The organism is Mesorhizobium sp. M8A.F.Ca.ET.208.01.1.1 (assembly GCF_004791315.1).
Classification (GTDB): Bacteria; Pseudomonadota; Alphaproteobacteria; order Rhizobiales; family Rhizobiaceae; genus Mesorhizobium.
Map to the genome: position 1 here is coordinate 1194154 of NZ_SRUT01000001.1, position 18781 is coordinate 1212934.

The 18781-nt window shown below is 62.4% G+C and carries 14 protein-coding genes; 2 read left to right on the forward strand and 12 right to left on the reverse strand.

Translation table 11 applies throughout. The features are described from left to right. The 4 genes from tuf to rpsL form a co-directional block, all read right to left on the reverse strand. Positions 1–1135 (reverse strand): elongation factor Tu (gene tuf / locus EN851_RS05970; RefSeq protein WP_135929161.1); only part of this gene is annotated, 1135 nt, incomplete at its 3' end. A gap of 67 nt (positions 1136–1202) precedes the next feature. Beyond that, entirely contained in the window at positions 1203–3293 is a 2091-nt protein-coding gene (gene fusA / locus EN851_RS05975; RefSeq protein WP_127869367.1) for an elongation factor G, read from the reverse strand. A 29-nt stretch (positions 3294–3322) separates the two neighbouring features. After that, positions 3323–3793, reverse strand: coding sequence for a 30S ribosomal protein S7 (gene rpsG / locus EN851_RS05980; protein WP_008875664.1), 471 nt, complete (start codon positions 3791–3793; stop codon positions 3323–3325). A gap of 60 nt (positions 3794–3853) precedes the next feature. Beyond that, positions 3854–4225: a 30S ribosomal protein S12 gene (rpsL, locus tag EN851_RS05985; RefSeq protein ID WP_006333356.1), complete on the reverse strand. Its 372-nt coding sequence runs from the start codon at positions 4223–4225 to the stop codon at positions 3854–3856. A 483-nt stretch (positions 4226–4708) separates the two neighbouring features. Between rpsL and EN851_RS05990 the strand changes: the two genes are divergently transcribed. Next, entirely contained in the window at positions 4709–4990 is a 282-nt protein-coding gene (locus EN851_RS05990) for a transcriptional regulator (RefSeq protein WP_127277968.1), read from the forward strand. Positions 4991–5133: 143 nt separating this feature from the next. Further along, a complete protein-coding gene (locus tag EN851_RS05995; protein ID WP_189521812.1) occupies positions 5134–6057 on the forward strand; it encodes a Gfo/Idh/MocA family oxidoreductase in 924 nt (307 codons plus the stop codon). Between the two features lie 23 nt (positions 6058–6080). Here the strand turns inward: EN851_RS05995 and EN851_RS06000 are convergent, their stop codons facing one another. The 8 genes from EN851_RS06000 to nusG form a co-directional block, all read right to left on the reverse strand. Beyond that, positions 6081–6746 carry an O-methyltransferase gene (locus EN851_RS06000; protein WP_135928764.1) on the reverse strand — a complete coding sequence of 222 codons (666 nt, stop codon included), beginning with the start codon at positions 6744–6746 and terminating at the stop codon, positions 6081–6083. An 83-nt stretch (positions 6747–6829) separates the two neighbouring features. Beyond that, positions 6830–11026 (reverse strand): DNA-directed RNA polymerase subunit beta', encoded by a 4197-nt coding sequence (gene rpoC / locus EN851_RS06005; protein WP_127277965.1) that lies wholly within the window; start codon positions 11024–11026, stop codon positions 6830–6832. Positions 11027–11162: 136 nt separating this feature from the next. Beyond that, on the reverse strand, positions 11163–15299 hold the full coding sequence (rpoB, locus tag EN851_RS06010) for a DNA-directed RNA polymerase subunit beta (RefSeq protein WP_135867795.1): 4137 nt from the start codon (positions 15297–15299) through the stop codon (positions 11163–11165). A 266-nt stretch (positions 15300–15565) separates the two neighbouring features. Then, positions 15566–15943 carry a 50S ribosomal protein L7/L12 gene (gene rplL / locus EN851_RS06015; protein ID WP_006202136.1) on the reverse strand — a complete coding sequence of 126 codons (378 nt, stop codon included), beginning with the start codon at positions 15941–15943 and terminating at the stop codon, positions 15566–15568. Between the two features lie 54 nt (positions 15944–15997). Next, positions 15998–16516 carry a 50S ribosomal protein L10 gene (rplJ, locus tag EN851_RS06020; protein ID WP_027146631.1) on the reverse strand — a complete coding sequence of 173 codons (519 nt, stop codon included), beginning with the start codon at positions 16514–16516 and terminating at the stop codon, positions 15998–16000. Between the two features lie 412 nt (positions 16517–16928). Continuing rightward, positions 16929–17627 carry a 50S ribosomal protein L1 gene (gene rplA, locus EN851_RS06025; RefSeq protein ID WP_127279517.1) on the reverse strand — a complete coding sequence of 233 codons (699 nt, stop codon included), beginning with the start codon at positions 17625–17627 and terminating at the stop codon, positions 16929–16931. Positions 17628–17631: 4 nt separating this feature from the next. Next, complete coding sequence (gene rplK / locus EN851_RS06030; RefSeq protein ID WP_010909262.1) at positions 17632–18060, reverse strand: 50S ribosomal protein L11; 429 nt, start codon at positions 18058–18060, stop codon at positions 17632–17634. A gap of 172 nt (positions 18061–18232) precedes the next feature. After that, positions 18233–18760, reverse strand: coding sequence for a transcription termination/antitermination protein NusG (gene nusG / locus EN851_RS06035; protein WP_015317996.1), 528 nt, complete (start codon positions 18758–18760; stop codon positions 18233–18235). Positions 18761–18781: the final 21 nt, after the last annotated feature.

An 18781-nucleotide genomic window follows, 5' to 3' on the forward strand; every position in this document is an offset into this window, starting at 1 on the left:
GACCGCCTTCACGGATGGCGAAGCGCAGCTTCTCTTCCATGGCGATCGGCACGATCAGCTCGACATCGACCGTGATGTTGTCGCCAGGCATCACCATCTCGGTGCCTTCCGGCAGCGACACGATGCCGGTCACGTCGGTCGTGCGGAAGTAGAACTGCGGACGGTAGTTGGTGAAGAACGGCGTGTGACGGCCACCTTCGTCCTTGGTCAGGATGTAGGCTTCGGCCACGAACTTCTTGTGCGGCTTCACCGTGCCCGGCTTGGCCAGAACCTGGCCGCGCTCGACGCCTTCACGGTCGACGCCGCGCAGCAGCGCGCCGATGTTGTCGCCAGCCTGGCCCTGATCGAGCAGCTTGCGGAACATTTCTACGCCCGTGCAGGTCGTCTTGGTCGTCGGACGGATGCCGATGATTTCCAGTTCCTCGCCGACCTTGACCACGCCGCGCTCGACGCGGCCGGTCACGACCGTGCCACGGCCCGAGATCGAGAACACGTCTTCGATCGGCATCAGGAACGGCTTGTCGAGCGGACGAACCGGCGTCGGGATGTAGGCGTCGACCTGAGCCATCAGCTCGCGGATCGCGTCCTCGCCGATCGTCTTGTTCGAATCCTCGAGTGCGGCAAGCGCCGAACCCTTGACGATCGGAATGTCGTCGCCGGGGAATTCGTTCTTCGACAGCAGTTCACGAACCTCGAGCTCGACCAGTTCGAGCAGCTCGGCGTCGTCGACCTGGTCGACCTTGTTCAGGAACACCACGATCGACGGCACGCCGACCTGACGGGCAAGCAGGATGTGCTCGCGGGTCTGCGGCATCGGGCCGTCGGCGGCAGACACGACCAGGATCGCGCCGTCCATCTGCGCGGCGCCGGTGATCATGTTCTTCACATAGTCGGCGTGGCCGGGGCAGTCGACATGCGCGTAGTGGCGGTTCTCGGTCTCGTATTCGACGTGAGCCGTCGAGATCGTGATGCCGCGCGCCTTCTCTTCCGGCGCCGCGTCGATCTGGTCATACCGCTTGTATTCGCCAAAATACTTGGTGATCGCAGCCGTCAGCGACGTCTTGCCGTGATCGACGTGACCAATCGTGCCGATGTTCACATGAGGCTTAGTGCGCTCGAATTTACCTTTTGCCATGTGATGTCTCCATTTCCTGCTCGCCCATGCGGGCTTTGAATTGCGTTACCGCGGCAGCTCTTTCGAGTTACGCGTATTTCTTCTGGACTTCCTGAGCGACCGCGGTCGGGACCGGCTCATAGTGATCGAACTGCATCGTGTAAGCCGCGCGGCCCTGGCTCATCGAGCGCAGGTTGTCGACGTACTTGAACATGTTGGCGAGCGGCACCATCGCGTTGATGACGACGGCCACGCCGCGCGCTTCCTGGCCCTGGATCTGGCCGCGACGGCCGTTCAGGTCACCGATGACGCTGCCGACGTAGTCTTCCGGCGTCACCACCTCCACCTTCATGATCGGCTCGAGCAACTGCACGCCAAGCTTGGGAGCAGCTTCACGGAAGCACGCGCGGGACGCGATTTCGAAGGCCAGGACCGAGGAGTCGACGTCGTGGTAGGCGCCGTCGATGAGCGTCGCCCTGACGCCGATCATCGGGAAGCCGGCGAACGGACCAGCGCCCATGACGCTCTGGATGCCCTTTTCGACGCCCGGAATGTATTCCTTCGGCACCGCGCCGCCGACGATCTTGGACTCGAACACGAAGTCCTCGCTCTCGGAATTCGGCTCGAACACAACCTTGACGCGCGCGAACTGGCCGGTACCGCCGGTCTGCTTCTTGTGCGTGTAGTCCTGCTCGTGCTTGCGGGTGATCGTCTCGCGATAGGCCACCTGCGGCGCGCCGACATTGGCTTCGACCTTGAACTCGCGACGCATGCGGTCGACGATGATGTCGAGGTGCAGTTCGCCCATGCCGGAGATGATGGTCTGGCCGCTTTCCTCGTCGGTCTTGACGCGGAAGGACGGATCCTCGGCAGCCAGGCGGTGAAGGGCGAGGCCCATCTTTTCCTGGTCGTTCTTGGTCTTCGGCTCGATGGCGATCTGGATGACCGGATCGGGGAATTCCATGCGCTCGAGGATGACCGGGTGCAGCGGATCGCACAGCGTGTCGCCGGTGGTGGTGTCCTTGAGGCCGGCCAGGGCGACAATGTCGCCCGCAAAAGCTTCTTCGACGTCGGCGCGCGAATTCGCATGCATCTGCAGCATGCGGCCGATGCGCTCCTTCTTGCCCTTCACGGTGTTGTCGACAGAGACGCCCTTGGTGAGCTTGCCCGAATAGATGCGGGCAAAGGTCAGCGAACCGACGAACGGGTCGTTCATGATCTTGAAGGCGAGCATCGACAGCGGCTCGTTGTCGTCCGCATGACGCTCGATCTCGGCGTCGGTCTTGGCATCGACACCCTTGATGGCCGGAACATCGGCCGGCGACGGCAGGTATTCGACAACGGCGTCGAGCAACGGCTGCACGCCCTTGTTCTTGAAGGCCGAGCCGCAGAACATCGGGTAGAACTTGACCGCGATCGTACCCTTGCGGATCAACGAACGGATCTCGTCATTCGACGGCATCTTGCCTTCGAGGTAGTTTTCGAGCGCCGTCTCGTCCATTTCGACGGCGGCTTCGATCATCTTCTCGCGGTATTCCTCGGCACGCGCCTTGAGGTCGGCCGGGATCTCGACGACGTCCCAGGCAGCGCCCAGCGTCTCGTCGCGCCAGACCAGCGCGTTCATCTCGACGAGGTCGACGACACCCTTGAATTCGGTCTCGGCGCCGATCGGCAGCTGCATGACGACAGCCTGCGCGCCGAGGCGCGAGCCGATCATCTCGACCGAGCGGTAGAAGTCGGCGCCGATCTTGTCCATCTTGTTGCAGAAGATCATGCGCGGCACGCGGTACTTGTCGGCCTGGCGCCAGACGGTTTCCGTCTGCGGCTCGACACCGGCATTGGCATCGAGCAGCGCGATGGCGCCGTCGAGCACGCGCAGCGAACGCTCGACCTCGATGGTGAAGTCGACGTGTCCGGGGGTGTCGATGATGTTGAAGCGGTGCATCTTGCCGTCACGGCCCTTCCAGAAGGTCGTGGTCGCGGCGGACGTGATGGTGATGCCGCGTTCCTGCTCCTGCTCCATCCAGTCCATGGTGGCAGCGCCGTCGTGCACTTCGCCGATCTTGTGCGACTTGCCCGTGTAATAGAGGACGCGCTCGGTGGTCGTCGTCTTGCCGGCGTCGATATGCGCCATGATACCGAAATTGCGGTAGTCTTCGATTTTGTATTCGCGGGCCATCGTAGCTGCCTCTCAGTCCTGTTCGCGCTTTACCAGCGGTAGTGCGCGAAAGCGCGGTTGGCTTCAGCCATCTTGTGGGTGTCTTCCCGCTTCTTCACGGCGGTGCCGCGGTTGTTGGCCGCGTCCATCAGTTCGCCGGAGAGGCGATCGACCATGGTGGTCTCGTTGCGGTTGCGGGCCGCGGCGATCAGCCAGCGGATCGCCAATGCCTGGCGACGCTCGGGACGAACGTCGACCGGAACCTGGTAGGTGGCGCCGCCGACGCGGCGCGAACGCACTTCCACATGCGGCGCGACATTGTCGAGCGCCTGGTGGAAGACGGTGACCGGCTCCTGCTTAGTCTTCGACTGGACCTGGTCCAGCGCGCCGTAGACGATGGTCTCGGCAACCGACTTCTTGCCGTCATACATGACGGCGTTCATGAACTTGGTGACGATCAGATCGCCGAACTTGGGATCCGGGTTGATCTCACGCTTTTCTGCACTGTGACGACGCGACATGGCTTTTGTCTCTCAATCTCGTAGCCCGGCGCGTTCAAGCAGCGCCAAGGCCGGAAAATCTTACTTCGGACGCTTGGCGCCGTACTTCGAACGGCGCTGCTTGCGGTTCTTCACGCCCTGCGTGTCGAGCACGCCGCGGATGATGTGGTAGCGCACGCCCGGAAGATCCTTGACGCGGCCGCCGCGGATCATGACCACGGAGTGTTCCTGAAGGTTGTGACCTTCGCCGGGGATATAACCGATCACTTCAAAACCATTGGTCAGGCGGATCTTGGCCACCTTGCGCAGCGCCGAGTTCGGCTTCTTCGGCGTCGTCGTATAGACGCGCGTGCAGACGCCCCGCTTCTGCGGGTTCTGCTGCATGGCCGGGACCTTGTTGCGCTTCACCGGCGCAATGCGCGGCTTGCGGATCAGCTGGTTGACGGTAGGCATTAAACCCTCTTGTCTCTCAATTCCGTGTCTCGTGCCGGTCAAGGCTCGCTCAAAGCGTCATTTCCATACGCAAATTCGGGCCACAAACCGCGCCTCGCGGTCTTGCCCGAACAAATCGCAGAGGAAGCGGAAGCCGCTTCGTGCACGCCGGAAATGTCTTTTCGCTCGTAAAACGAACCCTGTTTGAGGCAAACTCCAAAGCGTGTCGCTTCGGAAGGGAGAGCCTCACATCGGTTCTGACTGGGCGGCTTCTACTCGTAAGCCCGCGAACCGTCAACCCCGCAGCGGCAAATATTGCATTGAAGCCGGGGCTTGGCAGCCATGCGAAAACCGCATGTAATTTTCTTTCGCCGTTTGGCAAGGGCGAGGAAGAAAGTGCCAAGCCTCTAGCAAAGTGAATGGCTTTTGGCTGTTGCGGGGCCTTGCTTCATGCGAAAAGGCCGCATGAACACTGACAATCCCTCGCCGCGAAGGAATCGGCCCGTGAACGACAATGAAGAACGCCCGGTCACCATCATCACCGGCCGGGTGTGGAAGAAGAAAGGCGGCAAGCCGGAAGGCGTGCATGTCATGCTGGTGGCGCCCGATGACGATTCGGCGGTGCGCCGTGCGCTCGAATCGCTGGCTGCCGAAGGCTACGCCGAGGCCGAACTCGACCAGATCGGCGACATGGAGGGCGAGCCCGACGATGAGCCGCATCTTTCGGCCTTCCAGGGCGCGCTTGAAGGCGAAGTGTCGATCGTGACCTTCGACGTGCCGATCTGATCGCAGCGTGGCGCCCCTCGCCAGCCCAGCGTCATGATGCCGATTCGTTCGAATAGCTGGGATGGCCGACGCTTGCCCGTCATGGCCGATCTGCTAAGAGACGCGCAAACGTCCCAACCCGGCGGAGCCTCATGTCCTCATCCATCTCGCCCATAAGAATCGGCATTGTCGGTGTCGGCAAGATCGTCCGCGACCAGCACCTTCCGGCACTGGCCAAGGATCGAGACTACCAGCTGATCGCAGCGGCCAGCCGGCACGGCAAGGTCGACGGCATCGCGAATTTCCCCGATATAGAGACGATGCTTGGCGCGGTTGCCGAACTCGACGCGGTGGCGCTGTGCATGCCGCCGCAGTTCCGCTATGACGCCGCGCGCAAGGCGCTCGAGGCCGGGAAGCACGTCTTCCTGGAAAAACCGCCGGGTGCCACGGTCAGCGAAGTCGAGGACCTGAAGGCGTTCGCGGCGAAACAAGGCGTCTCCTTGTTCGCAAGCTGGCACTCGCGCTACGCGCCGGCTGTCGAAGCGGCACGGACATTCCTGGCTTCGACCAAAATCAAATCGGCGGCGATCGTCTGGAAGGAAGATGTGCGCCGCTGGCATCCGAACCAGGACTGGATCTGGCAGCCTGGCGGCTTCGGCGTCTTCGATCCCGGCATCAACGCGCTGTCGATTGCAACCTATATCCTGCCGGCCATGTACATCACTTCGGCCGTACTCGATTTTCCGGAGAATCGCGACGCACCGATCGCGGCCCGGGTCGCGTTCCACGCGGCGAACGGATCCGATGTGACCATGGATCTCGACTGGTTGCAGACCGGACCGCAGAGCTGGGACATTCTGGCCGACACGGATGCCGGGCAGATGGTGCTCTCGGGTGGCGGCTCGAAGCTCGCCGTCGACGGCCGTGTCGTCCATGAGGAACCGGAAGCGGAATATCCGATGCTCTACCGGCGATTTGCCGAGATTGTGCATGCCGGCGTATCCGATGTGGACCTTGCACCGCTGCAGCACGTCGCCGACGCCTTCATGCTCGGCAAGCGCAATGTGGTCGAGGCGTTTTTCGACTGAAGATCGCCAGGTGCGCCCCGACGTCAGTCGACAATCGCGATGGCAAAGCCGTCATAGCCCTTGGCGCCCACGGTCTGGATGGCTGTGCCGTCCAGCCGTTTTTCGCCGCCGATGAAGGAAACCGCCGCGCGGGCGCCTTCGACATTGGCATCGCGGCCATCCTCATCCAGCACGGCGCCGTCACGGATGACGTTGTCGCAGACGATGACCGTCCCGGAGCGTGACAGCCGCAAGGCCCAGGACAGATAGTTCGGGTTGTTCGGCTTGTCGGCATCAATGAAGATCAGATCGAACGGGCCGGCATTCTCATTGCCGAGTGCGGCAAGCGACTGGAGCGCCGGACCGACGCGCAGTTCCACCCGGTCCGCTACCCCTGCCCGCTCGAAATTCGAGCGTGCGACCTTGGCATGATGCGGATCGAGTTCGAGCGTCACGACTTTGCCGTCGGCGGGCAGTCCCCGCGCCATCCAGATGGTCGAATAGCCGCCCAGCGTGCCGATCTCGAGCGCCTTTTTCGCGCCGCCGATGCGCGCCAGCAGCGAGAGCAGTTTTCCTTGCGCCGCCGAGACATCGATCGCCGGCAGGCCATTGTCGCGGTTGGCCGCCAGAACCGCGTCGAGAACGGGATCCGCCTCGAAGAGCGAGGAGACGATGTAGTCGTCGACAGCCGTCCAGGTCTTCGTGCTCATCTGCTTTCCTCCGATCGTTGAAACGAAAAAGCCGCCGGGTTGCCCCGACGGCTTCTGTTGCCTGAGATTTCTTGCCGTCGCGCTTACTGCGCGGCGGTTGTCATGTCGGCGAGCATCGGCTCGGCCACTTCAACACCGGAGGCCTTGCGGCGCTCGTCGATGATGAGTTCGTCGCGCGAGGTGGCAATGCGCCGGATCTGGCTCATCGTGCCGCCGGTACCGGCCGGGATCAACCGGCCGACGATGACGTTTTCCTTCAAGCCCTGCAGCATGTCGGTCTTGCCGGCAACCGCGGCCTCCGTCAGCACCCTGGTCGTCTCCTGGAAGGAGGCGGCCGAGATGAAGGACGGCGTCTGCAGCGAAGCCTTGGTTATGCCCAAGAGCACCGGCTGGCCTTCAGCCGGCTTCTTGCCGTCCTCGACCAGGCGCTCGTTGACCTCTTCCAGTTCGATCACGTCGACGTGGTCGCCCGGGATGTAGGTCGAGTCGCCCTGCGTGGTGATCTCGACCTTCTGCAGCATCTGGCGAACGATCACCTCGATGTGCTTGTCGTTGATCGACACGCCCTGCAGACGGTAGACTTCCTGGATCTCGTTGACGAGGTAGGACGCAAGCGCCTCCACGCCCTTGATCGCCAGGATGTCGTGCGGCGCCGGATTGCCGTCGAGGATGTAGTCGCCCTTCTCGATGACGTCGCCGTCCTGGAGATGGAACGGCTTGCCCTTCGGGATCAGGTATTCGACCGGCTCGAGCGTCGAGTCATGCGGCTCGATAATGATGCGACGCTTGTTCTTGTAGTCGCGGCCGAAGCGGATCGTGCCGTCGATCTCGGCGATGATGGCGTGATCCTTCGGACGACGTGCCTCGAACAGTTCGGCAACACGCGGCAGACCGCCGGTGATGTCCTTGGTCTTGGCGCTTTCCATCGGGATACGCGCCAGCACGTCGCCGGGGCGAACCTGGGCACCCGGCTCGACCGAGAGAATGGCCTCGACCGAGAGCAGGAAGCGGGCATCGCCGCCCTTCGATAGCTTGCCGACCTTGCCCTTGGTGTCCAGGATGGCAATCGCAGGCTTGAGGTCGTTGCCGCGCGGCGTCGAACGCCAGTCGATGACCTCACGCTTGGTGATGCCGGTCGACTCGTCGGCCGTTTCCTGGACGGAAATACCGTCGACCAGATCCTCATACGACACCTTGCCCTCGATTTCAGTGAGGACAGGACGGGTATAGGGATCCCACTCGGCGATACGCTGGCCACGCTTCACCTTGTCGCCATCGTCCACGAAGATGCGCGAACCATAGGTGACACGGTGCGTTGCACGCTCCTTGCCGGCCTCGTCGAGGATCAGCACCGCCATGTTGCGGCCCATGACCATCTGCTGGCCGTCCGAGTTGCGCACCACGTTGCGGTTGCGGATCTCGACCTTGCCCTCATACGAGGCTTCAAGGAACGAAGAGTCCACCACCTGCGCGGTACCGCCCATGTGGAAGGTACGCATGGTGAGCTGCGTACCCGGCTCGCCGATCGACTGCGCCGCGATGACGCCGACGGCTTCGCCCTGGTTGACCGGGGTGCCACGGGCCAGATCGCGTCCGTAGCAGACCGCGCAGACGCCGATCCTGACTTCGCAGGTCAGGGCCGAGCGGATGCGGACCGACTGCACGCCGGCCTTTTCGATCTGTTCCACGTCCCGCTCGTCCATCAGCGTTCCGGCCTTGACCAGGACTTCGCCCGACACCGGATGGGTGATGTCGTCGAGCGATGTACGGCCCAGCACGCGCTGGCCAACCGAAGCGACGACCTGACCGGCATCGACGATCGGCTGCATGGTGAGGCCCTTGTCGGTGCCGCAATCCACGGAGTTGACGATGCAGTCCTGCGCCACGTCGACCAGACGACGGGTGAGGTAACCCGAGTTCGCCGTCTTCAAGGCGGTGTCGGCCAGACCCTTGCGGGCACCGTGGGTCGAGTTGAAGTACTCGAGCACGGTCAGGCCTTCCTTGAAGTTCGAGATGATCGGCGTCTCGATGATTTCACCCGAGGGCTTGGCCATCAGGCCGCGCATGCCGGCGAGCTGGCGCATCTGGGTGGGCGAGCCGCGCGCACCGGAGTGCGACATCATGTAGATCGAGTTCATGGGCTTCTGACGGCCATTGTCCTCGAACTCGACCGCCTTGATGCGGGCCATCATTTCGTCGGCGACCTTTTCCGAGCACTTGGCCCAGGCGTCGACGACCTTGTTGTACTTCTCGCCCTGCGTGATCAGACCGTCATTGTATTGCTGCTCGTACTCCTTGGCCAAAGCCTCGGTGTCCGACACCAGCTTGATCTTGGTGTCCGGGATCAGCATGTCGTCCTTTCCGAACGAGATGCCGGCACGGCACGCATGAGCAAAGCCGAGCGCCATGATGCGATCGCAGAAAATGACCGTCTCCTTCTGACCGCAATGGCGGTAGACGGTGTCGATCATCTTGGAGATGTTCTTCTTGGTCATCTCCTGGTTGGCGGTCTCGTAGGGCACGTTGACGTTCTTCGGCAGAAGTTCGCCGATGATCATGCGGCCAGGCGTGGTGTCATGGATCTTCGACACGACCTTGCCTTCGGCGTCGACCGTGCGGAAGCGACCCTTGATCTTGGCGTGCAAGGTCACGGCCTTGGTCTCGAGCGCGTGCTGGAGCTCGCCCATATCGGCAAACACCATGCCCTCGCCCGGCTCGTTCTGGTTGACGATCGAGAGGTAGTAGAGACCCAGGACCATGTCCTGCGACGGCACGATGATCGGCGCGCCGGAGGCCGGGTGCAGGATGTTGTTGGTCGACATCATCAGCACGCGGGCTTCCAACTGCGCTTCCAGCGACAGCGGCACGTGAACGGCCATCTGGTCACCGTCGAAGTCGGCGTTGAAGGCCGTGCAGACCAGCGGGTGAAGCTGGATCGCCTTGCCTTCGATCAGGATCGGCTCGAACGCCTGGATGCCGAGGCGGTGCAGCGTCGGCGCGCGGTTCAACAGGACCGGATGCTCGCGGATGACCTCGTCGAGGATATCCCAGACTTCCGGACGCTCCTTCTCGACAAGCTTCTTCGCCTGCTTGACGGTCGAGGAGTAACCCTTGGCGTCGAGGCGGGCATAGATGAAGGGCTTGAACAGTTCGAGCGCCATCTTCTTCGGCAGGCCGCACTGATGCAGCTTGAGCTCCGGACCGGTGACGATGACCGAACGGCCGGAATAGTCGACGCGCTTGCCGAGCAGGTTCTGACGGAACCGGCCCTGCTTGCCCTTGAGCATGTCGGACAGCGACTTCAGCGGACGCTTGTTGGCACCGGTGATGACGCGGCCGCGACGGCCGTTGTCGAACAGCGCATCGACGGCTTCCTGCAGCATGCGCTTTTCATTGCGCACGATGATGCCGGGGGCGCGCAGTTCGATCAGCCGCTTCAGGCGGTTGTTGCGGTTGATCACGCGGCGATAGAGATCGTTCAGGTCGGACGTGGCGAAGCGGCCGCCGTCCAGGGGAACCAGCGGGCGCAGGTCCGGCGGGATCACCGGAACGACCTTCATGATCATCCATTCCGGACGATTGCCGGACTCCATGAAGTTCTCGACGACCTTGAGACGCTTCAGATACTTCTTCTGCTTCAGCTCGGACGTGGTCGAAGCCAGTTCCGAACGCAGGTCGCCTGCGATCTTCTCCAGATCCATGCCGGCCAGAAGGTCATGAATGGCCTCGGCGCCGATCATGGCGGTGAAGGAATCCTCGCCATATTCGTCGACGGCGATCATGTACTCTTCCTCGCTGAGCAGCTGGTGCTCCTTCAGCGCGGTGAGGCCAGGTTCGGTGACGATGTAGTTCTCGAAGTAGAGGACGCGCTCGATGTCCTTAAGGGTCATGTCGAGCAGCGTGCCGATGCGCGAGGGCAGCGACTTCAGGAACCAGATATGGGCGACCGGTGCCGCCAGCTCGATATGGCCCATGCGCTCGCGGCGGACGCGCGACAGCGTGACTTCGACGCCGCACTTCTCGCAGATGACGCCCTTGTACTTCATACGCTTGTACTTGCCGCACAGGCACTCATAGTCCTTGATCGGGCCAAAAATGCGCGCGCAGAACAGACCGTCACGCTCCGGCTTGAAGGTGCGGTAGTTGATGGTCTCCGGCTTCTTGATCTCGCCGAACGACCAGGACAGAATCTTCTCAGGGCTGGCGAGCGATATCCGGATGGAATCGAACACCTGCGCCGGCGCCTGCGGATTGAAGAGATTCATGACCTCTTGGTTCATGCCGTTCTCCTTTTCGGGGTCCTCGAAAACCCCTTGCATCTAACGCGGGCCAAACGCCCGCTGAGTGGTCGGCCCACCGGCCGAAGAAATCGAAGCATCCGGTCGCGGGAGCCTCTCCCGCGACCGGATGTCTTGTTTACTCGGCCGCGTCGGGCAGCCGGACAGGATTGTCGTCGAGCTTGGTGTTTTCCAATTCGACATTGAGGCCGAGAGACCGCATTTCCTTGACGAGCACGTTGAAGCTCTCGGGAATGCCTGCCTCGAACGTGTCGTCGCCACGCACGATCGCCTCGTAGACCTTGGTGCGGCCGGCGACGTCGTCCGACTTCACCGTCAGCATTTCCTGCAGCGTGTAGGCGGCGCCGTAGGCTTCCAGCGCCCAGACCTCCATCTCGCCGAAGCGCTGGCCGCCGAACTGCGCCTTGCCGCCCAGCGGCTGCTGGGTGACGAGCGAGTACGGACCGATCGAACGCGCGTGGATCTTGTCGTCCACCAGGTGGTGAAGCTTGAGCATGTAGATATAGCCCATCGTCACCTTGCGATCGAACGGCTCGCCGGTGCGGCCGTCATAGAGCTGCGACTGACCGCTGGTGTGCAGGCCCGCCTGCTCCAGCATGATGTTGATGTCAGCCTCATGTGCGCCGTCGAACACCGGGGTCGCGATGGAGACGCCGCGGCGCATCTGCTCGCTGAGGCGAACGATGCTCTCGTCGTCATACTCGCGGACCGGTTCGTTGCGGTCGTTGGCGGGCATGAAGCTTTCCAACGTCTTGCGCAGCGGCTTGATGTCGCCGGCAGCCTTATAGGTGTCGATCAGTTCGCCGATCTTCCTGCCCATGCCGGCACAAGCCCAGCCCAGATGCGTTTCCAGGATCTGGCCGACATTCATGCGGCTCGGCACACCCAACGGGTTGAGCACGATATCGGCATGCGTGCCGTCCTCGAGGAAAGGCATGTCCTCGACCGGAACGATGCGCGACACGACACCCTTGTTGCCGTGACGGCCGGCCATCTTGTCGCCGGGCTGCATCTTGCGCTTCACCGCCACGAAGACCTTGACCATCTTCATGACGCCCGGAGGCATTTCGTCGCCGCGCTGCACCTTCTCGACCTTGTCCATGAAACGCTGTTCGAGCGCCTTCTTGGAATCGTCGTACTGGCCACGCAGGGCTTCCAGTTCGCTCTGGAGCTTTTCGTTCTCCACCGCAAACTGCCACCACTGCGAACGCGGGTACTCGTCGAGCGTGTCCTTGGACAGCGTCGAGCCCTTCTTGAAGCCCTTCGGTCCAGCGATCGCTTCCTTGCCCACGAGAACGTCGGAAAGACGCGCGTAGACGTTGCGGTCCAGGATCGCCTGCTCGTCGTCACGGTCCTTGGCGAGGCGTTCGATCTCCTCGCGCTCGATCGCCATGGCGCGCTCGTCCTTCTCCACACCGTGGCGATTGAACACGCGCACCTCGACGACGGTGCCGAAGGTGCCCGGAGGCATGCGCATGGAAGTGTCGCGCACGTCGGAAGCCTTTTCGCCGAAGATGGCGCGCAGAAGTTTCTCTTCCGGCGTCATCGGGCTTTCACCCTTCGGCGTGATCTTGCCGACCAGGATGTCGCCCGGCTGAACTTCGGCGCCGATATAGACGATGCCGGCTTCGTCGAGGTTCTTCAGCGCTTCTTCCGAGACGTTGGGAATATCGCGCGTGATTTCCTCCGGACCGAGCTTGGTATCGCGCGCCATGACCTCGAACTCCTCGATGTGGATCGAGGTGAAGACGTCGTCGGCGACGATGCGCTCGGACAAGAGGATGGAGTCCTCGTAGTTGTAGCCGTTCCACGGCATGAACGCGACCAGCACGTTGCGGCCGAGCGCCAGATCACCGAGTTCGGTCGACGGACCGTCGGCGATGATGTCGCCCTTGTTGACCCGATCACCCATGCGCACCAGCGGACGCTGATTGATGCAGGTGTTCTGGTTCGAACGCTGGAACTTCATCAGCCGGTAGATGTCGACGCCGGACTTGCCCGGGTCGAGATCCTCGGTGGCGCGGATGACGATACGCGTCGCGTCCACCTGGTCGACGATGCCGCCGCGGCGGGCGCCGATGGCGGCGCCCGAGTCACGGGCGACGATCGGCTCCATGCCGGTGCCGACGAACGGCGCTTCGGCGCGCACCAGCGGCACGGCCTGACGCTGCATGTTCGAGCCCATCAGAGCGCGGTTGGCGTCGTCGTTCTCGAGGAACGGGATGAGCGCCGCGGCAACAGACACCATCTGTTTGGGCGACACGTCCATCAGGTCGACGTTTTCGCGCGGCGCCATCATCACTTCGCCGGCGCTGCGGCAAATGACGAACTCGTCGACGAAGCCGCCGTTCTTGTCGAGCTCGGCATTGGCCTGCGCGACATGGTGCTTGGCCTCTTCCATCGCCGAGAGATAGACGACCTCATTGGTCAGCTTGCCGTCGACGATCTTGCGGTAGGGGCTTTCGATGAAGCCGTACTTGTTGACGCGCGCGAAAGTCGCCAGCGAGTTGATCAGACCGATATTCGGGCCTTCCGGCGTCTCGATCGGGCAGATGCGGCCGTAATGCGTCGGGTGCACGTCGCGCACTTCGAAGCCGGCACGCTCGCGGGTCAGACCGCCCGGTCCAAGCGCCGAGAGACGACGCTTGTGGGTGATCTCCGACAGCGGATTGGTCTGGTCCATGAACTGCGACAGCTGCGAGGAACCGAAGAACTCGCGCACGGCGGCGGCCGCCGGCTTGGCGTTGATCAGGTCCTGCGGCATGACGGTGTCGATCTCGATCGAGGACATGCGTTCCTTGATCGCGCGCTCCATGCGAAGCAGGCCGACGCGGTACTGGTTTTCCATCAGCTCGCCGACCGAACGCACGCGGCGGTTGCCGAGATTGTCGATGTCGTCGATCTCGCCCTTGCCGTCACGCAGTTCGACCAGCGTCCTGACCACGGCCAGGATGTCGTCCTTGCGCAGCACGCGCACGGTGTCCTCGGCCTTGAGCTCCAGGCGCATGTTCATCTTGACGCGGCCAACGGCGGACAGGTCGTAGCGCTCGCTGTCGAAGAACAGCGAGTTGAACATGGCTTCGGCGGTCTCAAGCGTCGGCGGCTCGCCCGGGCGCATGACACGGTAGATGTCGAACAGCGCGTCCTGGCGGCTCTCGTTCTTGTCGACTGCGAGCGTATTGCGGATATAGGCGCCGACGTTGACATGGTCGATGTCGAGGACCTGGATCTCCTGCTCGCCGGTGCCGAGCAGCACCTTGAGCGTTTTGTCGTCGATCTCGTCGCCGGCCTCGAGGAAAATCTCACCGGTGGCATAATTGACGATGTCCTCGGCCAGGTAGTTGCCGAGCAGATCCTCGTCGGTCGCCTTGATCGCCTTGAGGCCCTTCTCGCCGAGCTGACGCGCCTGGCGGGCGGTGATCTTCTTGCCCGCCTCGACGACGATCTCGCCGGTGTCGGCATCAACCAGGTCGCCGACGGCCTTGAGGCCGCGGAAACGCTCGACGTTGAACGGAATGCGCCAATGGTCGCCGGCGCGCTTGTAGGTGATCTTGTTGTAGAAGGTCGACAGGATCTCCTCGCCGTCCATGCCGAGTGCCATCAGCAGCGACGTCACGGGGATCTTGCGGCGGCGGTCGATGCGGGCGTGGACGACGTCCTTGGAATCGAACTCGATGTCGAGCCACGAGCCACGATAGGGGATGACACGGGCGGCAAACAGAAGCTTGCCCGACGAGTGCGACTTGCCCTTGTCGTGATCGAAGAAGACGCCCGGCGAGCGATGCATCTGCGAGACGATGACGCGCTCGGTGCCGTTGACGATGAAGGTGCCGTTCAAGGTCATGAGCGGCATGTCGCCCATGTAGACGTCCTGCTCCTTGATGTCCTTGATCGACTTGGCACCGGTATCCTCGTCGATATCGAACACGATGAGGCGCAGCGTCACCTTCAGCGGCGCGGCATAGGTCAGGTCGCGCTGACGGCATTCGTCAACGTCGAATTTCGGTCCTTCGAACTCGTACTTCACGAACTCCAGCATGGAGGAGCCGGAAAAATCGGAGATCGGGAAGACCGACTTGAAAACAGCCTGCAGCCCTTCGTCCGGACGTCCGCCCTTGGGCTCGTCCACCATCAGGAACTGGTCATAGGATGCCTTCTGAACCTCGATGAGGTTCGGCATCTCCGCAACTTCCGGGATCTTTCCGAAAAACTTGCGTACGCGTCTGCGGCCATTGAAAGTCTGGGTCTGGGCCATCGTCGCTCCTTAGCTCTAAACTCGGGACGAACCTCGCCGCGGCTCGTCTTGCATACTGAGCCACCTGGCCGGCGGCTCTCTGTCTGTTCTCCGGCCGCCTTTTCCAATTACTTGGCGGCTACCGGCTAAAACGGGAGAAAACCCGTTTCCTGAAGGCCGGTTTACGGCCCTCAGGAAAGAGGTTTTCGTACATCTCGCGTCACGCAACCTCCCCTGGTCACCCAAGGGAGTGGCGGACGGCGCGAGGCCGCCCGCCGCTTTTACGCTTACTTCAGGTCGACCTTGGCGCCGGCTGCTTCCAGCTGGGCCTTGAACTTGTCGGCGTCGGCCTTGGAAACGCCTTCCTTGACCGGCTTCGGAGCCGCTTCGACCAGGTCCTTGGCTTCCTTGAGGCCAAGACCGGTGATGGCGCGGACTTCCTTGATGACGTTGATCTTCTGAGCGCCGGCGTCGGTGAGGACGACGTCGAATTCCGTCTTTTCCTCGACGGGGGCAGCAGCAGCGGCAGCGCCGCCAGCAGCGGCAACCGCGACCGGAGCAGCAGCCGAAACGCCCCACTTTTCTTCCAGAAGCTTCGACAGCTCAGCCGCCTCGAGGACGGTCAGCTTCGAAAGGTCGTCTACGATCTTTGCGAGATCAGCCATTGTTGTATTCCTTCGTTAGGTTCGAACGTGTGTTTTTGATAGCGAGGAACGGCCTCATGCCGCCTCGTCCTTCCGGGCGTAAGCGCCGATGACGCGCGCGACCGAGGCCGCTGGCGCATTGACGATCTGGGCGATCCGGGTTGCCGGCGTGGCGATCATGCCAACCAACCTGGCGCGCAGCTCATCGAGCGACGGAAGTGTGGCGAGTGCCTTCACACCGTCGGCGTTGAGCGAGGTGGTGCCCATTGCGCCGCCGAGAATGACGAGCTTGTCATTCCCCTTGGCGAAATCGGACGCGACCTTCGGCGCCGCAATCGGATCCTCCGAATAGGCGATCAGCGTCTGTCCCTTGAACAGGTCGATGATCGATGCGGAGTCCGTGCCCTGAAGAGCGATTTTGGCGAGACGGTTCTTCGCGACTTTAACGGTGCCACCGGCGGCGCGCATTTTCGACCGAAGGTCGTTCATTTGCGCGACGGTGATACCGGCATAGTGGGCCACGACGACTGAACCTGCGCCCGAAAACGCATCATTCAGGCCCGTGACGAGTTCGCGTTTTTCCGCTCTGTCCACTGCCTATCTCCAGTTGACCCCTGCCCCGTCAATGGGAACATTCCCATTTGCGAGGACAGGCGTCGGGTTGCCTTTTTGCCGGCCGGGCCATCCAGTAACGGATCTCCCGAACGACGCTCGAGGATCCTGCCCCCTTTCGCCACATCGACGGTCAAGCCGGCGATGCGCAGACAAAAGGCAAACACGGTTCGAACCTTTCATTGGAGCTTGTCGCTCCGTTGTCCGGTTTTCACCCGTCTCATGCAGGCCGACATGAATTAAGGCCCTCCTCTTGAATCAAGACTCGGGCCGCCCGCAATCTCGGACAGGATGTCCGGAAGCCTTCCGGCTTCCGGTACCGGGCCCAGGATAAATCCAAGGCCCGGAATTCAGTCACGGATCAGCCTTCGCGAGGCCGATCCAAATGGTCTAATCAGGACGCGGCGAGCGTCGAGACGTCGAGCTTGAGGCCCGGGCCCATCGTCGAGGTGACAGACACCTTCTTGACGTAGTTGCCCTTGGCGCCAGCCGGCTTTGCCTTGGTCACCGCATCGGCGAAGGCACGGATGTTCTCTTCCAGCGCCTTGACGTCGAACGAGACCTTGCCGACGCCGGCATGAACGATGCCGGCCTTCTCGACGCGGAACTCGACCGCGCCACCCTTGGAGGCCTTGACGGCCGCGGCGACATCGGTGGTGACGGTGCCGACCTTCGGGTTCGGCATCATGCCGCGCGGGCCGAGCACCTTACCGAGGCGGCCGACGAGCGGCATCATGTCCGGCGTGGCGATGCAGCGATCGAAATCGATCGTGCCCTTCTGGACGATGTCGACCAGATCCTCGGCACCGACGATGTCGGCGCCGGCGGCCTTGGCCTCTTCAGCCTTGTCACCACGGGCGAACACGGCGACGCGGACCGAGCGGCCGGTACCGTTTGGCAGGTTGACCACGCCGCGGACCATCTGGTCGGCATGACGCGGGTCGACGCCGAGGTTCATGGCGACTTCGACGGTCTCGTCGAACTTCACCGAGGAGCGATCCTTGAGCAGCTTTAGCGCGTCAGCGAGCGCGTAAGCCTTGTTGGGATCGATGCCTTCACGGGTCTTCGATACACGCTTTGCAATCTTTGCCATGATCTCAGCCCACCACTTCCAGACCCATCGAGCGGGCGGAGCCCTCGACCATACGCATGGCCGCTTCGACGTCGTTCGCGTTCAGATCCTTCATCTTGGCAGTCGCGATTTCGCGAACCTTGTCGCGCGAAACGGTGCCGGCCTTGACCTTGCCCGGCTCCTTCGAGCCCGACTTCAGGTTCGCGGCCTTCTTCAGGAAATAGCTCACCGGCGGCGTCTTCATGACGAAGGTGAACGACTTGTCCTGGTAATAGGTGATGACGACCGGAACCGGCGATCCCTTTTCCATTTCCTGGGTCTGCGCGTTGAACGCCTTGCAGAACTCCATGATGTTGATGCCGCGCTGACCAAGCGCCGGGCCGATCGGGGGCGACGGCGTAGCCGATCCCGCGGAGACCTGGAGCTTGAGCTGGCCTGCAATTTTCTTAGCCATCTCTTTTCCTGCCTTTGTCTATGCCGGCCCCACTATGGGAAACACCGGCGGTTGCAGTCTGGTGGTGCGGTTCTTGCGGCCGGCTAAAGCCGCCTTCGCCTCCCACCGTTCTCAGGCCACGCGCTTCCGCGCCGCCTCCCCTGACCGCCGAACCGACGCCAGGGATTTCGGATCAGCCCTTTTCGACCTGTCCGAATTCCAGATCGACAGGCACGGCGCGCCCGAAGATCGAAACTTCCACCTTGAGCCGTGCCCGCTCCTCGTCCACTTCCTGGACGAAACCGTTGAACGACGCGAAGGGACCATCCGAAACGCGGATCGCCTCGCCGATCTCGAAGGTGACCGAGGGCTTCGGCCGCTCGACGCCTTCCTGCACCTGGTTCAGGATGCGCTGCGCTTCCGCCTCTGTGATCGGCACCGGCTTGGAGTCCCCGAGGAACCCGGTGACCTTCGGCGTGTTCTTGACCAGCGAGAACACGGCGTCGGTCAGGTTGGCCTTCAGGAGCACATAGCCCGGGAAGAACTTGCGCTCGGCGTCGACCTTGCGGCCGCGACGAACCTCGACGACCTTCTCGGTCGGCACCACGATCTGCTCGATATCGGCAGACAGGCCCTTCTGCTTGGCCTTGTTCTCGATGTCCTCGGCGACCTTCTTCTCGAAGTTCGAATAGGCGTGGACGATGTACCAGCGCGTAGCCATTTTTACGACTTCTCCGTAATC